At 63.9% G+C, this 22,368-nt stretch carries 22 protein-coding genes; 11 read left to right on the top strand and 11 right to left on the bottom strand.

The window, feature by feature from the left end; translation table 11 throughout:
- Positions 1-8: 8 nt before the first annotated feature.
- A complete protein-coding gene (locus tag ACZY0Q_RS12065) occupies positions 9-566 on the bottom strand; it encodes a prepilin peptidase (RefSeq protein WP_463917143.1) in 558 nt (185 codons plus the stop codon).
- 59 nt (positions 567-625) lie between these two features.
- Between ACZY0Q_RS12065 and ACZY0Q_RS12060 the strand changes: the two genes are divergently transcribed.
- Positions 626-1,420: a hypothetical protein gene (locus tag ACZY0Q_RS12060; RefSeq protein ID WP_463917142.1), complete on the top strand. Its 795-nt coding sequence runs from the start codon at positions 626-628 to the stop codon at positions 1,418-1,420.
- 70 nt (positions 1,421-1,490) lie between these two features.
- On the top strand, positions 1,491-2,135 hold the full coding sequence (locus tag ACZY0Q_RS12055; RefSeq protein ID WP_463917140.1) for a GNAT family N-acetyltransferase: 645 nt from the start codon (positions 1,491-1,493) through the stop codon (positions 2,133-2,135).
- Between the two features lie 148 nt (positions 2,136-2,283).
- Here ACZY0Q_RS12055 and ACZY0Q_RS12050 read toward each other — a convergent pair whose 3' ends face one another.
- Both ACZY0Q_RS12050 and ACZY0Q_RS12045 read right to left on the bottom strand, forming a co-directional pair.
- A complete protein-coding gene (locus ACZY0Q_RS12050; protein ID WP_463917139.1) occupies positions 2,284-3,714 on the bottom strand; it encodes a PhoH family protein in 1,431 nt (476 codons plus the stop codon).
- A 241-nt stretch (positions 3,715-3,955) separates the two neighbouring features.
- On the bottom strand, positions 3,956-4,717 hold the full coding sequence (locus tag ACZY0Q_RS12045) for an isoprenyl transferase (protein ID WP_463917137.1): 762 nt from the start codon (positions 4,715-4,717) through the stop codon (positions 3,956-3,958).
- A gap of 154 nt (positions 4,718-4,871) precedes the next feature.
- Here ACZY0Q_RS12045 and trhA point away from each other — a divergent pair, with 154 nt between their 5' ends.
- Positions 4,872-5,594, top strand: coding sequence for a PAQR family membrane homeostasis protein TrhA (gene trhA / locus ACZY0Q_RS12040; protein WP_463917135.1), 723 nt, complete (start codon positions 4,872-4,874; stop codon positions 5,592-5,594).
- A gap of 75 nt (positions 5,595-5,669) precedes the next feature.
- Here trhA and ACZY0Q_RS12035 read toward each other — a convergent pair whose 3' ends face one another.
- Both ACZY0Q_RS12035 and mca read right to left on the bottom strand, forming a co-directional pair.
- Positions 5,670-6,029 carry a hypothetical protein gene (locus tag ACZY0Q_RS12035; RefSeq protein ID WP_463917134.1) on the bottom strand — a complete coding sequence of 120 codons (360 nt, stop codon included), beginning with the start codon at positions 6,027-6,029 and terminating at the stop codon, positions 5,670-5,672.
- Between the two features lie 116 nt (positions 6,030-6,145).
- Positions 6,146-7,051, bottom strand: a complete 906-nt coding sequence (gene mca / locus ACZY0Q_RS12030; RefSeq protein ID WP_463917132.1) for a mycothiol conjugate amidase Mca — start codon at positions 7,049-7,051, stop codon at positions 6,146-6,148.
- Between the two features lie 148 nt (positions 7,052-7,199).
- On the opposite strand from mca, the gene ACZY0Q_RS12025 reads away from it, so the two are divergent.
- Both ACZY0Q_RS12025 and greA read left to right on the top strand, forming a co-directional pair.
- Positions 7,200-7,658 (top strand): DUF4307 domain-containing protein, encoded by a 459-nt coding sequence (locus tag ACZY0Q_RS12025; protein ID WP_463917131.1) that lies wholly within the window; start codon positions 7,200-7,202, stop codon positions 7,656-7,658.
- 151 nt (positions 7,659-7,809) lie between these two features.
- The gene (greA, locus tag ACZY0Q_RS12020) at positions 7,810-8,304 is read left to right on the top strand and encodes a transcription elongation factor GreA (protein ID WP_463917129.1); all 495 of its coding nucleotides are present in this window, start codon (positions 7,810-7,812) and stop codon (positions 8,302-8,304) included.
- A 57-nt stretch (positions 8,305-8,361) separates the two neighbouring features.
- Here greA and ACZY0Q_RS12015 read toward each other — a convergent pair whose 3' ends face one another.
- Genes ACZY0Q_RS12015 through ACZY0Q_RS12000 form a run of 4 tightly spaced genes read right to left on the bottom strand, consistent with a single transcriptional unit; the run spans position 8,362 to position 12,582 of the window.
- A complete protein-coding gene (locus tag ACZY0Q_RS12015) occupies positions 8,362-8,979 on the bottom strand; it encodes a rhomboid family intramembrane serine protease (RefSeq protein ID WP_463917127.1) in 618 nt (205 codons plus the stop codon).
- An 8-nt stretch (positions 8,980-8,987) separates the two neighbouring features.
- Positions 8,988-10,226, bottom strand: coding sequence for a threonine ammonia-lyase (gene ilvA, locus ACZY0Q_RS12010; RefSeq protein WP_056343503.1), 1,239 nt, complete (start codon positions 10,224-10,226; stop codon positions 8,988-8,990).
- Positions 10,227-10,268: 42 nt separating this feature from the next.
- Positions 10,269-11,582, bottom strand: coding sequence for an AI-2E family transporter (locus tag ACZY0Q_RS12005; protein WP_463917126.1), 1,314 nt, complete (start codon positions 11,580-11,582; stop codon positions 10,269-10,271).
- A 40-nt stretch (positions 11,583-11,622) separates the two neighbouring features.
- Positions 11,623-12,582, bottom strand: coding sequence for an aldose 1-epimerase family protein (locus ACZY0Q_RS12000; RefSeq protein ID WP_463917123.1), 960 nt, complete (start codon positions 12,580-12,582; stop codon positions 11,623-11,625).
- Positions 12,583-12,729: 147 nt separating this feature from the next.
- Here ACZY0Q_RS12000 and galT point away from each other — a divergent pair, with 147 nt between their 5' ends.
- Together galT and galK are read left to right on the top strand one after the other, a co-directional pair.
- Positions 12,730-13,902, top strand: a complete 1,173-nt coding sequence (gene galT, locus ACZY0Q_RS11995) for a galactose-1-phosphate uridylyltransferase (RefSeq protein ID WP_463917122.1) — start codon at positions 12,730-12,732, stop codon at positions 13,900-13,902.
- A complete protein-coding gene (galK, locus tag ACZY0Q_RS11990; protein ID WP_463917121.1) occupies positions 13,899-15,098 on the top strand; it encodes a galactokinase in 1,200 nt (399 codons plus the stop codon). The genes galT and galK overlap by 4 nt, the downstream gene beginning before the upstream one ends.
- A gap of 101 nt (positions 15,099-15,199) precedes the next feature.
- Here the strand turns inward: galK and ACZY0Q_RS11985 are convergent, their stop codons facing one another.
- Positions 15,200-16,099 (bottom strand): Bax inhibitor-1/YccA family protein, encoded by a 900-nt coding sequence (locus tag ACZY0Q_RS11985; protein WP_463917118.1) that lies wholly within the window; start codon positions 16,097-16,099, stop codon positions 15,200-15,202.
- A gap of 495 nt (positions 16,100-16,594) precedes the next feature.
- On the opposite strand from ACZY0Q_RS11985, the gene ACZY0Q_RS11980 reads away from it, so the two are divergent.
- Genes ACZY0Q_RS11980 through ACZY0Q_RS11965 form a run of 4 tightly spaced genes read left to right on the top strand, consistent with a single transcriptional unit; the run spans position 16,595 to position 20,642 of the window.
- Positions 16,595-17,881, top strand: a complete 1,287-nt coding sequence (locus ACZY0Q_RS11980) for a branched-chain amino acid ABC transporter permease (RefSeq protein ID WP_463917117.1) — start codon at positions 16,595-16,597, stop codon at positions 17,879-17,881.
- A gap of 9 nt (positions 17,882-17,890) precedes the next feature.
- A complete protein-coding gene (locus ACZY0Q_RS11975; protein ID WP_463917115.1) occupies positions 17,891-18,859 on the top strand; it encodes a branched-chain amino acid ABC transporter permease in 969 nt (322 codons plus the stop codon).
- Positions 18,856-19,875: an ABC transporter ATP-binding protein gene (locus tag ACZY0Q_RS11970; protein WP_463917112.1), complete on the top strand. Its 1,020-nt coding sequence runs from the start codon at positions 18,856-18,858 to the stop codon at positions 19,873-19,875. Before ACZY0Q_RS11975 ends, ACZY0Q_RS11970 begins: the two co-directional genes overlap by 4 nt.
- Positions 19,872-20,642, top strand: coding sequence for an ABC transporter ATP-binding protein (locus ACZY0Q_RS11965; RefSeq protein WP_463917111.1), 771 nt, complete (start codon positions 19,872-19,874; stop codon positions 20,640-20,642). The genes ACZY0Q_RS11970 and ACZY0Q_RS11965 overlap by 4 nt, the downstream gene beginning before the upstream one ends.
- Positions 20,643-20,856: 214 nt before the next feature.
- Here ACZY0Q_RS11965 and ACZY0Q_RS11960 read toward each other — a convergent pair whose 3' ends face one another.
- The gene (locus ACZY0Q_RS11960) at positions 20,857-22,203 is read right to left on the bottom strand and encodes an ABC transporter substrate-binding protein (protein WP_463917109.1); all 1,347 of its coding nucleotides are present in this window, start codon (positions 22,201-22,203) and stop codon (positions 20,857-20,859) included.
- Between the last annotated feature and the right edge of the window lie 165 nt (positions 22,204-22,368).

Genomic DNA, 22,368 nt, shown 5'->3' with positions numbered 1-22,368 from the left:
GGACCGCGTCAGGCAGGCAGCAGCATGGCGGCAGCGGCGCCGGCGAGCATAAACGGGCCAAACGGGATGGAGGATTTCAACGTGCCGCGGCGGGCCGCCAGCAGGGCAAGGGACCAGAGGTCACCCAGCAGGAACGCCGCGAAGGTCCCCGCAAAGACGTGCCCCCAGCCGAGGTAACCAAGGTACATCCCCAGGACCCCGGCCAGCTTCACGTCACCAAAACCCATGCCGGGCGGGTAAACCATCCGCAGGACAAAATAGAAGCCCCACAGCACGGCTCCGCCGGCCAGGATGCGCAGCGCCGGAATCCCCAGCAGCTCGGCAGCGCCGTCAGGCGCCGCCGGGAGCGCGGCCGGACCGGCAATCACGTGAACCACGGCCGCCGCCAGCAACAGGACCCCGGCCACGCCGTAGGACGGGAAGACAATCCGGTTGGGCAGCAGATGGTGTCGCACGTCTATGACCGTCAGGCGGACTGCCATGACAATAAAGTAGGCACATGCGGCCAGCACCAGCCAGAACGCCAGCGGGGTGGCGTCCCACAGTCCATCGAGTCGTCGGATCACCCCTCGGATGCTACTGGATTCGTGCGCCGCACCGCAGAGCCCACGCGTAAACTGTGGATATGTCGACATGGGATACCAGGCGCCGGCCGGATCCGGAGGGCAGTGCCGCCGCTGCGGACCTGAGCACCATGTTCCGAAACCTTTGCCGGTCTTCGCCCTGGAAATGGCAGTCCCTGCGCTTTGAATACTGGGATGAACCGTTCACCAATGTCCCGGATCCTTCTGCTCCCCTGGTCCGCGCCTGGCTCCGCCGGCCCGGTGCGCTGCGCCTGGAAACCGCTGACCGGCTTGTCCTCCACAGCACCACCGGAATCAACGATTCCAAGGACGGTTTGTACGTCAGCGCCACCCGCAAGTCCTGGCTGTTGCCGCCCCACCTGGTGGCGCCCGTTTACGACGACGGCGGCCTGGTCAGGCGCCGGCCGGAGGCAGCATACGGCGAGCCCGGCTTTGGAAACGGCCGCTTCTCGGCAGCCCTTGATCCCGTGGAACTCGCCGGAAATTCCCCGGTCCCCATCGAGTTTCCGGGCACCAACGCCATGGAGATCGACGCCGTTCGCCGCGTCGACCACCACGGCCGGCCGGCGCTGGAGGCAACCGTGACGCCTACCGCCTCCTACCGTCCAACGGATCCTGCCGCTCCGCTCTGCCTGCCCGGCAGCAACCGGGTGCGGATCGACCTGGAGACCGGCGTCTGTGTTTCCAGCCAGTCGCTGGAAACGGCAACCCCGGATTATGGTCACTGGATCCGGATCCTCGCCGTGGACGAATACATGCTGGACGACCTGTTCGTGGCCGAGTCCATGAACCTTACGGACGTCCGCCGCCACATCAGCTGGGACATCCGCACCTGACCACAGTTCCTTCTCAGGCCTCATCGGCGGTTGACAGGCACCGTGGTCCGCCCTGGGCTAGGCTTCCCTGATGACCGCGCTGACTTCCATCTGGCCCCTCTTCGGACTCGAGCTGACCACACCCCGACTCGTGCTGCGGCCCATCGCCGACGCCGACATCCCCGCCGCAGTTGCAGCGGCCGCGAGCGGAGTCCACGAACCCGGCCGGAACCCCTTCAGCACGCCCTGGGCGGAGCTTCCCGCAGAGGAGCTTGGTCCAAAAATGGCGCAGTGGTATTGGCGGTGCCGTGGCCAGGCCACGCCCGAGGACTGGACCCTGCTCCTGGGCATCTGGCACGAACAGGAATTCATCGGCTGCCAGGACATCGGTGCCAAGGACTTCGCCACCCTCAAGACCGTCAGCACCGGCTCATGGCTCAAGCAGTCCCTCCATGGCCAGCGGCTCGGCACTGAGATGCGCGCCGCCGTCGCGCTTTACGCGTTCGACTGGCTCGGCGCCGACGTGGCCGAATCCGAAGCCGCCGCCTGGAACGCCGCCTCCCTGGGAGTGTCCCGTTCCCTCGGCTACGAACTCAACGGCGTCTACAGGCACTCCTGGGGCGGCAAAATGGAGGAAGTCCAAAAAGTGCGCCTCACCCCCGCAACCTTCAAACGCCCCGACTGGCCCCTGAAGGTAGAAGGCCACGAAGCCGCGGCGAAGTACCTCGGGATGTGAGAGAGCGTCCGCAGGAAACCCGTTAAAAGTGAGAGAGCGTCGGTGGCGGACGTAAGTGAACGCCGGGTCAGCCTTCCGGCAGCGTGCGTCAAAGCGAGGAACGAGCAGCACGCAGAGGAAGGGCGACCCGGCGTTCGGACCGTACCGCCTAAATCTCGGCGCCCTCCAGCAGCTCTGTTACCAGGGCTGCGATCGGCGACCTTTCGGAGCGGGTCAGGGTGATGTGGCCGAAGAGGGGGTGTCCTTTCAGGGTTTCGACGACGGCGGCGATACCGTCATGCCGGCCGACGCGCAGGTTGTCACGCTGGGCGACGTCGTGGGTGAGGACGATCTTGGAGTTCTGGCCGATGCGGCTCATCACGGTGAGGAGGACGTTCTTCTCCAGTGACTGGGCCTCGTCGACGATCACAAAGGCGTCGTGCAGGGAGCGGCCGCGGATGTGGGTCAGCGGCATGACTTCCAGCATGCCGCGGTCTATAACTTCTTCCACGACTTCCTGGCTGACCAGGGCGCCGAGCGTGTCAAAAACGGCCTGTGCCCAGGGGCCCATCTTTTCCGACTCGGAGCCGGGCAGGTAGCCGAGTTCCTGGCCGCCCACGGCGTAGAGCGGCCGGAAGACGATCACCTTCCGGTGTTCGCGGCGTTCCAGCACCGCTTCCAGGCCGGCGCACAGGGCCAGTGCGGATTTTCCAGTGCCGGCGCGTCCGCCGATCGAAACAATCCCGACGGCGGGATCCATCAGCATGTCGAGGGCGAGCCGCTGTTCGGCCGACCGTCCGTGGAGCCCGAACACGTCCCGGTCCCCCTTGACCAGCCGCACCTGCTTGTCGGCGCCCACCCGGCCCAGGGCTGAGCCCCGGTTGGAGAGGATCACCAGCCCGGTGTTGACCGGCATTTCCGCGGCTGCGGGGATGAAGACAGGCTCGTGACCGTACAGGGTGGACATTTCGTCCTCAGTGGCTTCCACCTCGGCGACGCCGGTCCAGCCCGAATCCTTCACGAGCTCGTTGCGGTATTCGTCGGCTGTAAGTCCCATGGCGGAGGCCTTGACCCGCATGGGGAGGTCCTTCGAAACCACTGTGACGTTCCGGCCTTCATTGGCCAGGTTCTTGGCCACGGCAAGGATGCGGCTGTCATTATCGCCGCTGCGGAAACCCAGCGGAAGCACCTCGGCGGAAATGTGGTTCAGCTCCACCAGCAGGGTGCCGCCCTGGTCGCCGATGGGTATGGGCCGGCTCAGGCCGCCGTGTTTCACCCGGAGGTCATCGAGCAGCCGGAGCGCCTTGCGGGCAAAGTAGCCCAGCTCGGGGTCGTGCCGTTTCCCCTCAAGTTCGGTGATAACAACGATGGGAACAATGACCTCGTGCTCGGCGAAGCGCAGCAGCGCCCGTGGATCCGAGAGCAGGACGGAGGTGTCAATGACGAAGCTGCTGATGGTGGCGTCCCTTCCGGAGACAGCAAAACCGGCCGCAGAGTTTTCGTCTGCTGCACCGGTTTTTGAGGTAGCTCGCGTGGTGCGAGAGGTAGCTTTCTGTCCCTGGTCAAGAACGGCCTCGGGCAGTTGCTCAGAAATAGCCACATCGACTCCAGCCCCGGGCAAGCCCGGAATTGTTATTGGTGAGGCGGCTCGGCCTGGAGGCCGGGCACGGCCTCCCATACAACCGGTGCGAAACTTCGCTCCATGTACTGGCCTCCCCGATCAGCCGGCGGTTTTGCCTGCTGATAGCTACAACGTAATTCCATAGCAACTAATTTCCGGCTTCATCTGTCGGCGATTCCTGTTGCGGCCGTGTGAATTCCGCGTGAACGGAGCTGACGGGTCAGGTGCCGAAGCGCCGCTGCCGGCCGGCATAGTCCCGGAGGGCGCGAAGGAAGTCCACTTTGCGGAAAGCGGGCCACAACGCCTCGCAGAAGTAGAACTCGCTGTAGGCGCTTTGCCACATCAGGAACCCTGACAGCCGCTGCTCCCCGGACGTCCTGATGACCAGGTCCGGATCCGGCTGGCCACGCGTGTACAGGAAGCGGGAAATATCGTCGACGGACAGCGTGTCAGCCAGTGCCGAAATGTCCGAGCCCTTGGCGACGGCGTCGTGAAGCAGCTCCCGCACGGCGTCGACGATCTCGCGGCGTCCGCCGTAGCCCACCGCCACGTTGACATGGATCTTTTCGCGTACCGGTGTGCGGGCTGTGAGCTTATTGAGCCGTTCAGCCAGGTAGTCGGGCAGGAGTTCGGGTGCACCCATGGCGTTGACCGAGATGTTCGCGTCCTCGTCCAGGCGGTCCAGGGTGTTGGCAATGATCCCCATCAGAAGATCCAGCTCCTCGCTGGACCGGCTCATATTGTCCGTGGACAGCATGTACAGCGTGACTACCTTGACCCCAAGTTCCTGACACCAGCCGAGGAATTCATGGATCTTGTCCGCGCCAGCCTGGTGTCCTTGGCTGGTGGGTGCATTGAACTGCTTGGCCCAGCGGCGGTTACCGTCCACCATCACGCCGATGTGCTTGGGAATGCGGCCGCCGGCAAGCTCGCTGAGCAGCCGCCTCTCGTAGAAGCCATAAAGGAACCCGGGCAATTCCATGGGGAGACTCACCTGACTTCCGTTACTGTTCGACGGCATTGCACATCCTAGGCTACCGTCCGCGACCGGGGCGGGTGTGCCGGGACGTGCCCGGCTGACCTGCCATGATTGTTACCCATGAGTAACTTAGGCAAACAGAGGATATTCTGAACCCATGAACAGCCAGACTCCTGACGGCCCCCGCGCGCCCTCCGCGGACCACGGCCACAGCCCCCTGGACGACGCAGCCGTCCGGCTGGCCGAGCTCCTGATGATCAAGCCCAAGTGGCGCGGGTGGATCCATACCGTCACGGCGCCGCTGGCACTGGCCGCAGGAATCGTCCTGGTGGTCCTCGCCCCCACTACGGACCGGAAAATCACCTCGGCCATCTACGCCGCCACTGGCGTCCTGCTATTTGGCATCAGTGCCATCTACCACCGCGGCAATTGGTCACCGGGCGTGAAGATTGTGCTCAAGCGTCTGGACCACACCAACATCATGCTGGTCATCGCCGGCAGCTACACACCCCTGGCCTGGTCGCTCCTGGAGCAACCCAAGGCGGTCCTGCTGCTCTGGGTCATCTGGTCCGGGGCCATCCTCGGCGTGCTGTTCAGGCTGCTGTGGACGGACGCCCCGCGCTGGCTGTACGTACCGATCTACATTGCACTTGGCTGCGGGTCGCTGTTCTACCTGCCCGAATTCTTCGCGGCCAGCGTCCCAGCGGCCGTTCTGATCTGTGTGGGCGGAATCCTGTACATCACCGGCGCAGTGTTCTACGCACTCAAGAAGCCCAACTTCAGCTACGAGCACTTCGGCTTCCACGAACTCTTCCACGCACTGACAGTCCTGGCGTTCGCGGCACACTTTACGGCGATCGCCATCGCCGTCCTCAGTTGACCGGGCGGGACCCGTGGAACTGGCCGGACCGGTGAATTGGCGGGGTCCGGCGGGTTCGCGGGAGTTCGGCCTGCGTTAGTCGCGGGGCCGGGACCGATCTGCGGACTGGCCCTGCCCGTTTCCTTCGAGGCCAGCCTCGCCGATCTCAGCATCCGGCTCCCCGGCAGCAACGAGGCCGTCGTGGTCGTCGGCCGCTTCAATGTCCGCGGCCTCGGCCGCTGCCTGGCGCTGTTCTTCCGCCTGCGCGCGGTAGCGGACGCGGCGGATGCGGCGGACCATGTCCACAATCAGCAACGTGGTGGCCAGCACAAAGAAAGCAGTCATGATGAAGCCCCACAGCCCAGGGGTGATCTGGTCCTCGGAGATGCCCTCACGCAGGCCGGGCGTCGGCAGCGGTGAGGGCGTGGTGGTCAGGGCGAGGAGCAAGTGATGCACTGTTCAAACCTTCTGTGGAAACTGATGGGCAGCCGGCCGGGGATTTCCGGAGGCGGGTCCGCGGGACCCGGACCAGCCCACTGCTTTTCTACACGGCATAGAATATGCTGCCGCCTCTATCTTAGCCCGGCGAAAAGGTCCTTTTCGGGCAATTCTGCGGGGACCCTGGACTCGATCAGGGAGTAGTCTTCCCACGGCCACACGCGGCGCTGCATCTCGGCGGACACGGCAAAGAAGAACCCCAGCGGATCCACCTGCGTGCGGTGCGCGCGCAGGGCGTCGTCACGAGCCTCAAAAAAGTCCCCGCAGTCGATCTGCGTGGTGGTGGCGTGGGCACCCCGCGGCGGCGTGTGGCCCTCCGCGTCCGTTTCCAGCCACGCGGCCAGCCGCTGGGCGTACGGGGACTGCAGGCCCGCTTCCTCCAGGGCAAAATGCAATGCGCGGAACCGGTCCGGACTGAAGGCCCTGTCGTAATAGAGCTTGCTGGGTTCCCAAGCGGCTCCGGCATCCGGATACCTGTCCGGGTCACCCGCAGCCGCAAATGCCTCCACTGCCACCCGGTGCGCCATGATGTGGTCCGGGTGCGGGTAGCCACCGTTTTCGTCGTAGCTGACGATCACCTGGGGCTTGAAATCCCGGACCAGCCGCACCAGCGGCGCCGCGGCGCGCTCCAGCGGCTGGACGGCGAAGGACCCGGCCGGCAGCGGCGGCAGCGGATCACCTTCGGGCAGCCCGGAATCCGTGAATCCCAGCCAGCGCTGCTGGATGCCAAGCACCTTGGCCGCCTGGTCCATTTCCAGTCGGCGCGCCCCGGCCATGTCCCGCTTGGGATGCGGCTCGCCTTCCACGGCAGGGTTCTGGATGTCGCCGCGGGATCCGTCGGTGCAGGTGGCCACCATGACTTCCACTCCGGCTGCAGCGTACATGGCCATGGTCGCCGCGCCCTTGCTGGACTCGTCGTCCGGGTGCGCGTGAACAGCTAGCAGCCGCAGCGTTGCCGGGGTATGGGTGGACGCTGTCATCGGGGACGGCTCCTTATTCTTCTGCGGCTGTTGTGACGGCCACTGGACTGAACGGACTGCATGACTGGACGAACGGGATAGCTGTGCGAGGGAGGGGTGCTGACCCGGACCGGACGGCCACGGCCTGGAACCGAACTAAACTGGACTGGTGACTACCCAGGATCAGCCCGCCGTGTCCCCGCCTGCAGACACTAGCCTAGCCAATCGTTATGGCAGTAAAAAGCAGCCCCTCCCGCGTGCGGTCAAACGTGGCATCGCCATAGCGGCCCTGGCAGCCGGAGTGGGGTTTATGGCCTGGGTCTCCACGTCCTCAGCCGTTTCCGACGTGACGTTCAAGGACGTCGGTTTCAGCACGATTGATGCCACTGCGGCAGAGGTTGATTTCCAGGTCACCAGGGACCCGGGAACGGCCGTCAAGTGCGCCGTGAAGGCCCTCGACTCCAAGTTCGCCGTGGTGGGTTGGAAAGTGGTGGATATCCCGCCCGGAGACGCTAACGAAACGGCCGACGGCGGCAGGACAATTTCGCAGCGCGTGACCCTGCGGACGGAGTCCTTGTCCGTTTCCGGCGTCGTGGACGACTGCTGGATTCCGGGCGCCGGGACGTAGCACCATGTGATCTGTGCCCCATCCCGGTTGGGTATGTCCAGAGTTTTGATTACAATGGGTCAATACCTTTACCCCGCTGAGCTGGTTGCTGAGTTCCACAAGTGGCCACCATTGCGGGGTCTTTTGCATGTATGACCATTAGGAGAAGTCCGTGTCTACCACCAACAGCGCGCCTGCAGCCTGGCTCACCCAGGAAGCTTTTGACCGCCTGAAGGCAGAGCTGGACCACCTTTCCGGCCCTGGCCGTGCGGAGATTGTCCAGAAGATTGAAGCTGCCCGGCAAGAGGGCGACCTGAAGGAAAACGGCGGCTACCACGCTGCCAAGGAAGAGCAGGGCAAGATCGAGGCCCGGATCCGCCAGCTGACCGCCCTTCTGCGCGATGCCCACGTAGGCGAATCCCCCGCTGACGACGGCATCGTCGAGCCCGGCATGCTCGTTGTGGCCCGGATCGCAGGCGACGAAGAAACCTTCCTGCTGGGATCCCGCGAAATCGCCGGCGACTCAGACCTGGACGTGTTCAGCGAGAAGTCACCCCTCGGCGCCGCAATCGTCGGCCACAAAGAGGGCGCGAAGCTCAGCTATACCGCGCCGAACGGCAAGGACATCACGGTGGAAATCATCTCTGCCAAGCCTTATGTAGGCTAAACGCGTCACACTGAACGCGCTCCAGGCCCAACAGGCCTGGCCAACGCCGGCTCCCCGTCAGGGGGCCGGCGTTTTTGCGTGCTTGGGGCTCAGCAACAGGGCAGCGACAACTCCTCCTGCCGCCCCGCCAAGATGCGCCTGCCAGGAGATGTAGCTTCCCATGATCGGCAACACACCCAGCAGGATGCCGCCGTAGACCATAAACAGCACCACGGCGAGCAGGATCTGCCGCCAGCTGTGGTTGAAGAAACCCCGCACCAGGAGGAAGGCGAACAACCCGAAAACCAGGCCGGAGGCGCCGACGGTGATGCCGCCGTCGCCAATCAGCCACACCGTCAGTCCGGAGCCCAGCCAGCTGAACCCCAGGGCCGTCAGGAACACCCGCGCGCCGGAGAGGAACACCAGGAAGCCGAAGACAATCAGCGGCAGGGCATTGGACAGCAGATGGTTCAGGTTGGCGTGCAGCAGCGGGAACGTCAGGATGTCCAGCAACCCGTCAGCGGACCGCGGCCGGAGCCCGAATGTCCGGTTCAGGGCGTGCAGGGTCAGCATGTTGAACAGTTCGATCACAAAGAGCACGGCCACAAAGCCGCCGGCCACCAACAGCCCGCCCTTCGCCCGCGAGGCTGTGGTTTCCCGGTTCCGCGGCTTTCCGTCCCCCATCGCGTCAAGCATGGCTGCTCCTAATGCACCACAATGGGCTGGAAGCCCTCAGCGCGGAGGGCGCCGAGGACCTGCTCACAATGTTCGTGGCCCTTGGTTTCCAGGTTCACGGTGATGGAAACGTCGCCCATGCTGATGGAACCACCAACACGGGTGTGGTCCAGGCCCGTGACATTCGCATCGTTTTCGGCGATGATGCGGGCGATGGTGGCCAGCGAGCCCGGCCGGTCATCAAGCATCATCCGAACTGTCATGTAGCGCCCGGCGGCGGACAGGCCCCGCTGAATGACTTTAAGCATCAGCATCGGATCAATGTTGCCGCCGGACAGGATTACGGCCGTGGTCCCGGGGTTTTCGATCTTGCCGTCCATCAAGGCGGCAACCCCCACTGCCCCGGCGGGTTCCACCACCATCTTGGCCCGCTCCAGCAGGAAGATCAGGGCCCGCGCGAGGGAATCTTCGCTGACGGTGACAACATCGTCCACGAGCTCGCGGATGATGCTGAAGGGCAGCTGTCCGGGCCGGCCCACGGCGATGCCGTCAGCCATGGTGGACACTTTCTTTAGCGGAACCAGTGCGTCGGCGGCGAGTGACGGCGGATATGCCGCAGCGTTTTCGGCCTGGACGCCGATGATGCGGATTTCCCGCCCAAGTTCCCTGGCCCGGGCCTTGACGGCTACAGCGACTCCGGCCAACAGCCCGCCGCCGCCCACACCCATCAGGATGGTGTCCACGTTGGGGATCTGCTCGAGAATCTCCAAGCCGATGGTTCCCTGGCCGGACACCACATCCACGTTGTCAAAGGGGTGCACAAACACCATGCCGGATTCGTCGGCGTAGCGCTGCGCCTCGGCGAGGGCCTCATCCACGTTGTGGCCGTGGAGGATGACTTCTGCGCCGTGGCTGCGGGTGGCCGCCAGTTTCGGAAGGGCTACGCCCAGCGGCATGTAGATGCGGGCTTTGATGCCCAGGCTCTTGGCAGCCACGGCCACGCCCTGGGCATGGTTGCCGGCTGACGCGGCCACAACACCGCGTTTTTTCTCCTCAGCCGAGAGCTTGGCCATGCGGACGTAGGCACCGCGGACCTTGAAGGAGCCGGCCCGCTGCAGGTTTTCGCACTTGAAGAAGACGTCGCCGCCTACCATCCCGCCCAGCGCCCGTGACGATTCCACCGGGGTCCGCATGATAATCCCCTCGAGCAGCTTCTGCGCCTCCAGGACATCGTCCAGCGTGACGGGAAGGGTTTCAAGGGTGTTCACGGACTTACTCTCCTTGGGTGGATACGGCTCCGGCGCCTTGGCTCAGGCCTGGGCGTCCGGATTGGCTGCTTCTGTGCTGGCTGCGGCGTCCTTGCCGCGCTTGGGCCTGCCGCCCGGCAACCGGACATCCCTGATGGAGTCATCATGGTCCGGGCCTGGCGTCACTGACCCTCCGGGGGTTGCCAGCACCTGTTCATGTTCCCACGTTCTGGCCGCGATGTAGCGAATCGCGGAGTTTGCTACGGCGAGGATGGGCACTGAGAACAGCGCGCCGGGGATACCCGCAAGGTACGAACCCGCCGCCACCGAGAGGATGACCGCCACCGGATGCAGGGACACTGCCTTGCCCATCACGAGGGGTTGCAGGATGTGGCTCTCCAGCTGCTGGACCAGCAGGACGATACCCAGCATGATCAGGGCGTTGACCGGCCCATTGGCCACCAGGGCCAGGAGCACGGCGACGGCCCCGGTCACCAAGGCACCGACCACCGGGATAAAGGAACCGATGAACACGAGCACACTCAGCGGCAGGGCCAGCGGCACCCCGATGATGGCTGCGCCGGCGCCGATCCCTACGGCGTCAACAAACGCAACAAACATCTGGATCCGTGCGTAGCTGACCATGGAAGCCCAACCCTTGCGGCCGGCACCCCAGGTTGCCGCACGCGCTTTTTTCGGGAGGAGGCGGACCAGGAACGCCCAGATCCTGTCGCCTTCGAGCAGGAAAAAGATCAGGATGAACAGGGCCAGCACCAATCCCGCGGCGAAGTGTCCCGCGGTGCTGCCGAAGGACAATGCACCGCTGAGGATGCTACTGCTGTTGTCCTGGAGTGCGGTGGATGCTTCCTTGAGGTACTGGTCGATCTGGTCGGCCGTGAGGTGCAGGGGTCCGTCGGCCAGCCAGTCCTGGACCTGCTTCACACCCGTCAGCGCCTGGGACCACAATTCGCCAAAGCCTGAAGCCAACTGGCGTCCCACCAAGGCGAGGGCGCCAACAATCACCCCGATGAACCCCACCACCGTAATGGCCACCGCGGCGCCGTTTGGCAGGCGCCTGCTCCGCAGCCAGCGCACCACGGGGCTCAGCAGCCCGGCCAGCAGTGCGGCCACCATGACGGGGATAATCAGCAAGGTGATCCGGCTGAGCAACCAGATCAGGGCACCGGCCATCAAAAGAATGAGGCCCAGCCGCCAGGCCCACGACGCAGCGATCCGGATACCGTACGGAATGTCCTGCTCAATCTCCCGGTCTGCACGCGCACTGGCTGGGCCGACAGTTTCCACCGGCCGGACCGTATCGGGTGCAGTGCCTGTGGGTGTTGAAGCGGGTGGGGTGGCGTCCTCGGCTGGCGTCATAGCCTAATACTTCCTCAGCACCGCCCCTTATGCGAAACGGCTACCCGGCCTCGCCCAGCACAGCTTCGATCCCCCAGGCCATCGTGAACGCTTCCCCGGCCGGGAGCCAGCGCAACCCGTCACCGGAGTTGAAGGCGTTGGCCGGACCGGTCATGGGTTCGATGGCCACCGCCTTGGGCCTGCCGGGCAGTTCAGTTGTCACAAAGATGTGGACGTAGCCGCAGGATTCGTCCTGCCACAAGGTGACGCTGCGGCCGTCAGGTGCGCTGAGCACATGGCGGGCCGCCCCGCCGTCGAACGTCAGGTCAGTCAGGGCGACGTCGACCTCGAGGTCCCCCAGCCGTTGGCCGCTGCGGAAGTCGCTGTCCCCGCTGACGGGCTCCGCGCTGCGGGGGATCAGGCGTTCGTCCGCCACCAGGCGGGTGCCGGCGACGACGGTCAGGGTCAGCTGGTCAACGTCTGCGTCGCCCAGCCGCAGGTATGGGTGGGCACCCAGGACGAACGGTGCCGGGGCACTGGAGTCGTTGACCAGCGTCTGCCGGACTTCCAGGCCAAGGTTCTCAGCGAGAAGGTACTGGACGCGGTGCCGCACCAGGAAGGGGTAGCCATGCTGCGGGTAGACAGTCGCCTCGAGGGTCACTGAGTACTGCGATTCATCAACCAGGCTGTAGGCGGAGTTGCGGAGCAGTCCGTGGCTGGCGTTGTTCCGTGAAACCTCGGTGATGTCCAGCTGCTGCTTCTTTCCATCGAGGTACCAGACCCCGTCCTCCACCCTGTTTGCCCAGGGCGCGAGGGTGATCCCGGCGGCGCCGGGGGAAATCTCGGCGTCCCCATAGGTCTCTGTGAGCAGGACACCGGCACGGCTGTACAGCCGCAGGCCTGCCGCCAGCTCAGTCACAACGGCCAGCGCGTCACCCCTGCGGAGTTCGTACTGCCGGCCGGTGGCGTAGGTCTGGAATCCGGCGGGAATGCCCGCGGCTGGGGCTGCACTCGAAGTCATGAGCACCACCGTAACAGGGGGCACGGCCAGCCTGCCATTGCCACAAATGTTATCTTTTGTGTGAAACTATTCTTTTTTGAGCGAAATATGGAATAATCGAGGCAACGCCCGCCGCCTGCCGGCACCAGCACACAAAGGACCCCCGCCATGACAGGTATAACCGCCACCACGCTCGCCGATGGCCGGGAGCTGATCTACTTCGATGACCTCGCAACCGCCCAGCCCCGCCCAGTGTCCACCACCACCGATCACCGGCCTCTGCCGGAGCGCGGTGAGCCTGGCGAAGTCCGGTTCGATGCCCTCACAGACGAATGGGTGGCCGTCGCGGCCCACCGGCAGTCCCGCACGCACCTTCCGCCCGCCGACCAGTGCCCCATCTGCCCCACCACGCCGAACAACCCCTCCGAGATCCCCGCGCCCGACTACGACGTTGTGGTGTTTGAAAACCGCTTCCCATCGCTGGGTCCGGCAGTGGGACCCGTGCCGTCCGCGCCGGCCTGGGGCACCACGGGGCCCGCCTACGGACGCTGCGAAGTAGTGGCATTCACGCCCGAGCACACGGGATCCTTCAGCAGCCTGAGTGAGGCACGCGCCCGGACTGTTGTAGAGGCGTGGGCGCACCGCACCGAAGCCCTCAGCAAACTGCCGGGGATCAAGCAGGTGTTCCCGTTCGAAAACCGCGGAGCTGACATCGGCGTCACACTTCACCACCCGCACGGCCAGATCTATGCGTACCCTTACGTCACACCCCGCGCTGGGGTCATCGGAGCGGCGGCACGCAAGTTCTATGATGGGTCCGACGGGCGCCAGACGCTCACTGGATCGCTGCTGCAGGCAGAACGGGAGGACGGGAGCAGAATGGTGATGGAGGGCGAAAATTTCAGCGCCTACGTGCCGTTTGCTGCCCGCTGGCCGCTCGAGATCCACCTGGTGCCGCACCGGCAGGTACCTGACCTGGCCGCCTTGAGCGGGGAGGAAAGGGACGAACTGGCGCATGTCTACCTTGACCTGCTCAAACGGCTCGATGCGCTGTATCCGACGCCAACACCGTACATTTCAGCCTGGCACCAGGCACCTCTCGACGACGTCCTGCGCCCCGCCAGCTACCTGCATCTCCAGCTGACATCGCCCCGCCGGGCAGCGGACAAGCTCAAGTTCCTGGCCGGCTCCGAGGCCGCCATGGGCGCCTTCATCAACGACACCACCCCGGAAAGCGTCGCGGAGCGGCTCCGTGCCGTAGTGGTGCCGGCGTCCAGCCACTCCCCTGCCCCAACTTCCCCCGCCCCGCTGGGGGCACTGCCTGAAGGAGCACACGCGTGAGCGCCTCCCCTGACCCATTAACTGCCCCGCTGGCCAGCCCGCCGGAACCCGGCACGGCCGATCTGGTCGCCCGCTTCGAGCAGGCGTTCGGCAGGCTGCCCGACGGCGTCTGGCAGGCACCGGGACGCGTTAACCTCATCGGCGAGCACACCGACTACAACGAGGGTTTTGTGCTCCCGTTCGCGATCGACAAGACCGCGCGGGTGGCTGTCGGAGTCCGCGCGGACTCCACGGTCAGGCTCCTGTCCACTTACGGTGACCACGGTATGGTCAGCGCCGACCTCGGCTCCTTGGCTGCGGCTTCCGCCAAGGGCTGGACGAAGTATCCGCTCGGTGTGATGTGGGCATTGCAGCAGCAGGGCATCACCGTTCCCGGGGTGGATCTGCTGCTGGATTCCAACGTCCCCCTGGGTGCCGGCCTGTCCTCGTCGCACGCAATCGAGTGCGCAGTCATCTCGGCGCTCAACGACCTGACGGGCGCAGGGCTGGAGGCGGAGGAGATGGTCCTGACCACGCAGCGCGCTGAGAATGATTTTGTCGGCGCACCCACAGGCATCATGGACCAGTCAGCGTCGCTGCGGGGATCAAAGGGGCACGCCGTGTTCCTGGACTGCCGCGACCAAAGTGTTCAGCTGGTTCCCTTCGAAGCAGAACCCGCGGGACTGGTGATGCTGGTGATCGACACCAAGGTCTCCCACTCACACTCCGACGGCGGCTACGCCTCGCGCCGTGCGTCCTGCGAACTGGGCGCCGAGGTCATGGGCGTCAAGGCACTGCGTGACGTCCGGTTGGAGGACCTGGAAGAAGCCGCCGGCCTCCTGGACGAGGTCACGTACCGGCGCGTGCGCCATATCGTGACCGAAAACGACCGCGTGCTGCAGACCGTGGAGCTGCTGGCCAGTGCGGGCCCGGGTTCCATCGGTGCCCTGCTGGACGCCAGCCATGCTTCCATGCGGGACGACTTTGAAATCTCCTGCCCGGAGCTGGATCTGGCGGTCTCCACTTCGCGCGCCAACGGAGCAATCGGCGCCCGGATGACCGGCGGCGGCTTCGGCGGTGCAGCGATTGCGCTCACCCCGGTGACATCGGAGCAGCAGGTGCGCGCCGCCGTCGTGCGTGCATTCTCGGAGGCGGGCTATACAGCACCTGACATTTTCACCGTGACCCCGGCGGCTGGAGCCATGCGTATTTCCTAGCGCGGATACACGCAAAAGAGGGCCCCACCTGATGCGAAATGCATCGGCGGGGCCCTCTTCTATTTGGTCGAAATTACGACGGCGGAGGCCAGGTTCTGCTGTCAGTCCTCGCCGCGGAGGATGGCCAGGACGCGGATGATCTCCACGTAGAGCCAGACCAGGGTGACCGTCAGTCCGAAGGCTGCGGTCCACGAGAAGCGCTGCGGTGCACCGCTCTGCACACCTGCTTCGATGCTCGTGAAGTCCATCACCAGGGAGAACGCGGCCAGGCCGATGGCCAGGATGCCGATGACAACACCAATAATGCCGCTGCGCATTCCGAACATTCCAGTCTGCAGGCCCGTCATCATCATCACGAGGTTGACCACGGAGAACAGGCCATAACCCACCATGGCGATCATGAAGAACTTCATGGCCTTGGGCGAGGCACGCACCTTGCCGCTCTTGAACAGGAGCAGCGTCACGGTGAACACAGACAGCGTACCGATGACAGCCTGCAGGCCGACGCCCGGGTACATCAGGTCGAGCACGCGGGTGAGTCCGCCGAGGAACAGGCCTTCGAGCCCGGCGTAGGCCAGGATCAGGGCGGGTGACGGCTGCTTCTTGAACGTGTTGACCATCGCCAGGACGAAGCCGCCCAGTGCGCCGACGATCATCAGGATGCTGGCCAGCCCCATGCTGACGAACATCGTCACTGCGGCGCCTGCCAACAGGACGCCAAGGCAGGCAGCTGTCTTGACGATGACGTCGTCATACGTCATCCGGCCGGTGTCCGCGGGGCCTGCAGCCGGCTGGTTGTACATCTGGCGTAGCTGCTCATCGGTCATGTTCTGCTGCTGGCCCCGACCGTTCTGGGGATCCATGACCTGGCCGGGAGCCCGCTGGCTGTAAGGCTGCTGGCCATACTGGGCCTGACCGTAGGGTGCCTGCGGGACACGCGGTGCCTGCGTTGCTCCACGGAAATTCTTTCCGTTGAAGATCGGGTTTCCGCCAAGTGCCATTGCTGGTGTCCTCCAAGTAAAGGGTTGAGTCGCGAATTAAGAACCACGCTACCAATATCTACGCGCTCACGCCCCAATAAGTTCCCCGGCCCATGGTGCCGAAACGCAACCGTGATGCATCCGCAGGGACAGTCGCCCGCCCCGCGGGCCGCGCGCAAGCCACGACGTCGCCTGAGGAATACCGTTGATCAACAGAAGTTGATTCGCGAACACTTCGCCAGGGCGCCTTAGCTGTAATGCAGTTGTTATGCGATTGCTACCGGACGGCCTCCTCTTACCCTAAAATTTGCCCCTGACGAGCTGTAACATAAACCACACACGGTGACGGATATCACAATCAGGCCCCCAACCTGGAAAAACACACCACCATCCGTCCCGTGACGTTTGCAGCGGTTGCAATGGCGCACCCCTGGCCACCCCACCCAAGTGGAGGATTTGAACTTGAGAAGTACACCCAAAGGCTTGCCGCACAGACGGCCGGGCGGATTGCTGAGAATGATAGGGGCCCTCTTTGCCTCTGTCGTGGCAATACTGCTCGTCGTTGCCCCCGCATCACAGGCCACTTCGCCGTCTCCGACACCATCCCCGTCGATTACGACCTTCCAGAACAACATCAGCGGCTTCCTACGGGATGACGCTCGCGCCCCCATCGCCGACGTGACCATAACCGCCAGGAGCGGGGACTTCGAAGGGACCGCCAAATCCGTGGCCAACGGGTCCTGGAGCATTGGCGTCCCGGTCCAAGGCACTTATGAGATCGAGCTGGACGAATCGACCCTGCCAGAGGGCATCAAGCTCGCGGACGGCCAGGAAAACCCCCGCAGCGTAACGTTCAGCCAGACCTCTAACCTCTCCGTGATTTTCGCCTTCGGTAAGGGGATCGTGGTCCAGCAGCAGGACTTCGGCCAGAACCTCCTCAACCGGCTCGTAGCGGGATTGAGCTTTGGGCTCTTGCTGGCGCTGGCGTCCGTGGGGCTTTCCCTGATCTTCGGAACCACGGGGCTGACTAACTTCGCCCACGGGGAAATGGTCACCCTCGGCGCTGTGCTGGTGTTCGGCTTCAACGCTATCGGCCTTCCCTTCTGGCTGGCGTTGATCCTCTCGCTCCTCGGCGGCGGCCTCTTCGGCTATGTCCAGGACGCCGGACTCTGGAAGCCGCTTCGCCGCCGCGGAACCGGCCTGGTGCCCATGATGATCGTCAGCATCGGACTCGCCCTCGCCGTCCGGTACGTCATCCAGTTCTACTTTGGCGGCGCCACACAGCAGCTGCCGTTTGCCCAGAGCACCGAGATTCAACTGGGTCCGGTGTCAATCTCCCCCAATAATCTCTGGTCCCTCGTCATCAGCGCTGTCGTGATCGCACTGATCGGAATCGTCCTCTTGAAAACCCGGCTGGGCAAAGCCACCCGCGCGGTGGCCGACAACCCCGCCTTGGCGGCTGCCTCCGGCATCGACGTCGATTCCGTCATCCGGATTGTCTGGGTTACCGGCGGCATGCTGGCCTCCCTCGGCGGAATCCTTTGGGCCTACTACCGGCCCGGTGTGACCTTCGACATGGGTTCGCAGATCCTGCTGCTCATCTTCGCCGGTGTGACCCTCGGCGGCCTCGGCACCGTCTTTGGCGCCCTCATCGGATCCATCATCGTCGGCATCTTCGTAGAGCTGACCACCGTTTTCGGCCTCGCTGCCGACCTCAAGTATGTGGGAGCACTGTTCATCATGATCGTTGTCCTCTTGTTCCGGCCCCAGGGCATCCTGGGTCGTCGCGAGCGCGTGGGTTAGGAGACAGCCATGGACTTCGGATTCATTCTCTCCAGCGCTGCCGGCGAACTCTTCAGCCCGACCACCGCGGCCTACGCACTTGCTGCCCTCGGACTGGCCGTCCACTTCGGCTATTCAGGCCTGCTGAACTTTGGCCAGGCCGGGTTTATGGCGGTAGGTGCCTACGGCTTCGCCATCTCGACGCTCACATTCGGTGTGCCCTTCTTTGTGGGACTGCTCATCGCCGTGATCTGTTCCGCCATCTTCGCCCTACTGCTCGGCATCCCCACCCTGCGGCTGCGAGCTGACTACCTGGCAATAGTCACGATCGCGGCCGCGGAAATCGTCCGCTACATCGTCACCACCAATCAGCTGACCGCGGTCACAGGGTCAGCAAACGGACTGGCCGCCTTCGAAGGCAGCTTCTATGCCATGAACCCGTTCCCGGCGGGTTCGTACGCTGGCATGAACAACCGGGACTTCTTCATCCGCGTTGTTGGCTGGGGTCTGGTCATCATCTGCTGCACCCTGGTGTGGCTGCTGATGAGGAGCCCCTGGGGCCGCGTACTCAAGGGCATCCGCGAGGACGAAAACGCGGTCCGGTCCCTGGGCAAGAACGTGTACGCCTACAAGATGCAGGCCCTTGTCATCGGTGGCGTGCTCGGCGCCCTGGCGGGCATGATCTTTACGCTCCCCCGTGGCGCGGTCCAGCCGGCCAACTACGGCACCGAACTGACGTTCTTCCTCTACACCTGCCTGCTGCTCGGCGGCCTCGGCACGGTGTTGGGACCCGTCATCGGCGCGATGATCTTCTGGGTAGTGCTGTCCCTAACACAGGGCATCCTGTACGGCCTGATCGAATCCGGCGCAGTCACCTGGCTGAACACAGTCCAGGCCGGCCAGCTGCGTTACATCCTTGTGGGTGTCGCACTGATGCTGCTGATGATCTTCAGGCCCCAGGGCGTCTTCGGCAACAAGAAGGAGCTGGCGTTCGCATGAGCACGCAAAGCGAAGAACCCCGTCCGTCGGAGGAAATTGACTACATGACGGACACGCGTCCGATCGCCGCCGGGGACACCGCTCCCGGCTGCAAGAAACGCGATCCGATCGTGGTGGCGGAAAACGTCACCCGCAGCTTCGGCGGCATCAACGCCGTCGACGTCGAATACCTGGAGATCCCGCGGCACAAGATCACAGCGCTGATCGGCCCGAACGGTGCAGGCAAGACCACCCTCTTCAATCTGCTGACCGGATTCGATATGCCGAACTCCGGCAAATGGCAGTTCGAAGGCAACAGCCTTGCAGGGGTTTCACCCTACAAAGTGGCACGGATGGGGATGGTGAGGACCTTCCAGTTGACCAAGGTCATGGGAAAACTCACCGTCATGGAGAACATGCGGCTCGGCGGCTCGGAACAGCCCGGTGAGCGCCTCTCCAAAGCCCTGTTCAAGGGCCTCTGGGGCGGACGGGAGAAGGAGATCACTGCCCAGGCGAACGTCCTGCTTGAGAAGTTCAAGCTGGACGCCAAGAAGGACGACTACGCCGCCTCGCTTTCCGGAGGCCAACGTAAACTACTGGAAATGGCACGTTCACTGATGGTCAGGCCCAAGCTGGTCATGCTGGACGAGCCCATGGCAGGCGTCAACCCGGCGCTGACCCAGTCCCTCCTGGACCACATCAAGAACCTCAAGGCCGAAGGCATGACCGTGCTTTTTGTGGAGCACGACATGAACATGGTGCGCCATATTGCCGATTGGGTGGTGGTGATGGCGGAAGGAAGGATCGTTGCCGAGGGCCCTCCTGGCGAGGTTATGAAGAATCCAGCAGTCATCGATGCGTATCTGGGAGCCCATCACGACGTTGACCTTGGCGACGCTGAGGGCATCAAGGAACTCGCAGCCGAGCTGGTGGCCGACGAAGAATCGATTGTCGGTACTGAGAACGCGGGCATCATCGCCATCGACGTCGTCGCAGAATCAGACAAGGCCCGCCACGAGAAGAAGGACAGCGAATGAGTGCCACGAGCGCGGCTCCGGCCGCAAGCACCGCAGGCTCCCAGGAATCCGTAGTTAAGGTGACGGACCTGATCGCTGGGTACCTTCCGGGTGTAAACATCCTGAACGGCTGCAGCATAGAAGCCCGCAAGGGTGAACTGATCGGCATAATTGGCCCTAACGGCGCCGGCAAATCGACGCTCCTCAAGGCCATGTTTGGTCTGGTCAAAGTCCATTCGGGCACCGTTGTGGTTCGCGGCCAGGACATCACCGGGTTGAAGGCCAACAAGCTGGTGACGAAGGGCGTGGGATTCGTCCCACAGAACAACAATGTGTTCGCCGCGTTGACCATCGAAGAGAACATGCAGATGGGCATGTTCCAGCGCCCCAAGGACTTCGCCGAGCGGTTTGATTTTGTGACCAGCCTGTTTCCCGAGCTCGGCAAGCGCCGGGCCCAGCGGGCAGGGTCGCTGTCCGGCGGCGAACGCCAGATGGTGGCCATGGGCCGCGCGCTGATGATGGAACCCGCAGTTCTGCTCCTTGATGAGCCCTCCGCAGGCCTCTCCCCCGTCAAGCAGGACGAAACCTTCCTGCGGGTGCACGAGATCAACCGGGCAGGGGTTTCCGTGATCATGGTGGAACAGAATGCCCGCCGTTGCCTCCAGATCTGCGACCGCGCTTACGTGCTGGACCAAGGCAGGGACGCTTACACCGGAACCGGGCGGGAACTGATGAAGGACCCAAAGGTGATCCAGCTCTACCTGGGCACCTTGGCGGACGAGGTCTAAGCCGCCTCCGTCGAGCCACCGTCCAGGAGCTGCACAAGGGCCGTCACCGTCAGGTGGCGGCCCTTCTGCGTGGCTGGCATGGTTCCCCGGTCAATGGTGCTTTCACAAGCACCTGCCTCCGTCGCCCTCAGCGTTTGCCGCACCCCTTCGCGCACCAAAAAAGAACCCCCGCCCGGTGCAATCCGGGCGGGGGTTCTTTGTGCAGGAAGCGGCTTTACAGCTTGCCGAATTCTTCCTTGGACGGTGCGTACTTGTTGTCGTCCTGGTACTCGTAGATGCCGATGTAGGCTTCCGTCGGGTCACCGGCGTCGGAGAAGGTCACCGGACCCGACTGGCCGTCGTAGTCGATGTCCTTGCCGTTGCGGAGCAGCGTGACGCAGGAAGCGAAGTCGGTGCACTTCTCACCCGACTCCGAGACTGCCTTGAGCTGCTTGGCAATTTCAACGCCGCTGGTGCTCTTCGCGGCTTCAGTGGCAAGGGCGATCAGGTTCACGGCGTCGTAGGATTCCCCTGCGTAGCTGTAGTCCTTCAGCGCCGGATCAATGGTCAGCAGCTTCTTCTTGAACGCATCCTTGGCGAACGTGCCTGGGATGGTTCCCTGGGCGCCCTTCAAGGTCCCGGCCTGGAAGTCCTTACTGTAGTCGGAGGTGTTGCCGTCCACGAGGAACATCTGGGTGGGCTTGACGCCCTTGCCCGTCATCAGCGGCACGATGCTCTTGGCCTGGTCAAACGTGATCAGGGCAATTGCGTCGGGCTTGGCCGCGATGACCTTGTCCACCTGGCTGCTGAACTGGGAGTCACCCTCGTTGAACAACTCTTCCGCAACCACCTTGCCACCAGCCGCTTCGAAGGCGGACTTGACGTTCTTGGCAAGGCCGGTTCCGTAGGCGTCGTTAAGTACGATCATGCCCACCGTCTGTGCACCACAGGTGGCCATGTAGTTGCCCAGGACCTTACCCTGCAGGACATCTGAGGGTGCTGTGCGCCAGTAGAGGCCCTTGTCATCCCAAGTGGTGAAGTCCGGGGAGGTGTTGGCCGGCGAGAACTGGATTACACCGGCACCGGTGATCTGGTTGATGACCGTCTTGGAGACACCGGATGACGCGGCGCCGATGATGGCGCTGACGCCCTGGCCGAGGAGGGCGCTGGTGGACTGCGTGGCGATATCTGTCTTGGTGTCGCCGGAGTCGCGGTGGATCACTTCCACAGGCTTGCCCAGGACACCTCCGGCATCATTGACTTCCTTGACGCCAAGGTTGACACCCGCGATCTCGGGCGGGCCGAGGAACGCCAGGGAGCCGGTGGTGGGGAGCAAGGAACCCAACTTGAGCGGCGTTTCCGTGACGGTGGTTGCAGCCGGAACAGCGCCGCCGGCGCTGGCCTGTGCTGTGCTTCCGGGAGCCGCGCCGGGAGCGGGGCAGGAGATCCCAGTTGCTGACGTGGTGGTTTCTGTCGAGCTCGGGGTGGAGGTACCACCACAGGCTGTAACCAGAAAGGCGACGCCGACGCTAAGCGCTGTGAGCTTGGCAAGACGGGGTGCCGCCGGGGAAAGTGAAATCATTGACAATCTCCTGGATCGAAAGGTGCGAACGGCCTTTGACGCGGATGATCAGGTGTTCCTGATTTAACTTCAAGCTAATGCAAATCCTCGGAGGATATAAGTGACTGAGGTCACATCCTTATAACAGTCGTTGCATATGCGGAATCAACGGCGGCAGTGCTCCGT

This window comes from Pseudarthrobacter lactosi, assembly GCF_055412785.1.
The sequence above is the reverse complement of the archived record's forward strand: the minus strand, read 5'-3'. Positions and strand labels throughout refer to the sequence as shown.

What these genes read in the sequence shown, in the direction of transcription:
- ACZY0Q_RS11965 (WP_463917111.1), top strand. Translation starts at nt 19,872, where the DNA reads ATGAGTGCCACGAGCGCGGCTCCGGCCGCAAGCACCGCAGGCTCCCAG.
- galT (WP_463917122.1), top strand. Translation starts at nt 12,730, where the DNA reads ATGACAGGTATAACCGCCACCACGCTCGCCGATGGCCGGGAGCTGATC.
- ACZY0Q_RS12000 (WP_463917123.1), bottom strand. Translation starts at nt 12,582, where the DNA reads ATGACTTCGAGTGCAGCCCCAGCCGCGGGCATTCCCGCCGGATTCCAG.
- ACZY0Q_RS12055 (WP_463917140.1), top strand. Translation starts at nt 1,491, where the DNA reads ATGACCGCGCTGACTTCCATCTGGCCCCTCTTCGGACTCGAGCTGACC.
- ACZY0Q_RS12005 (WP_463917126.1), bottom strand. Translation starts at nt 11,582, where the DNA reads ATGACGCCAGCCGAGGACGCCACCCCACCCGCTTCAACACCCACAGGC.
- ACZY0Q_RS11980 (WP_463917117.1), top strand. Translation starts at nt 16,595, where the DNA reads ATGATAGGGGCCCTCTTTGCCTCTGTCGTGGCAATACTGCTCGTCGTT.
- ACZY0Q_RS12015 (WP_463917127.1), bottom strand. Translation starts at nt 8,979, where the DNA reads ATGCTTGACGCGATGGGGGACGGAAAGCCGCGGAACCGGGAAACCACA.
- ACZY0Q_RS11985 (WP_463917118.1), bottom strand. Translation starts at nt 16,099, where the DNA reads ATGGCACTTGGCGGAAACCCGATCTTCAACGGAAAGAATTTCCGTGGA.
- trhA (WP_463917135.1), top strand. Translation starts at nt 4,872, where the DNA reads ATGAACAGCCAGACTCCTGACGGCCCCCGCGCGCCCTCCGCGGACCAC.
- mca (WP_463917132.1), bottom strand. Translation starts at nt 7,051, where the DNA reads ATGACAGCGTCCACCCATACCCCGGCAACGCTGCGGCTGCTAGCTGTT.
- ACZY0Q_RS12060 (WP_463917142.1), top strand. Translation starts at nt 626, where the DNA reads ATGTCGACATGGGATACCAGGCGCCGGCCGGATCCGGAGGGCAGTGCC.
- ACZY0Q_RS12045 (WP_463917137.1), bottom strand. Translation starts at nt 4,717, where the DNA reads ATGGAATTGCCCGGGTTCCTTTATGGCTTCTACGAGAGGCGGCTGCTC.
- ACZY0Q_RS11960 (WP_463917109.1), bottom strand. Translation starts at nt 22,203, where the DNA reads ATGATTTCACTTTCCCCGGCGGCACCCCGTCTTGCCAAGCTCACAGCG.
- ACZY0Q_RS11975 (WP_463917115.1), top strand. Translation starts at nt 17,891, where the DNA reads ATGGACTTCGGATTCATTCTCTCCAGCGCTGCCGGCGAACTCTTCAGC.
- ACZY0Q_RS11970 (WP_463917112.1), top strand. Translation starts at nt 18,856, where the DNA reads ATGAGCACGCAAAGCGAAGAACCCCGTCCGTCGGAGGAAATTGACTAC.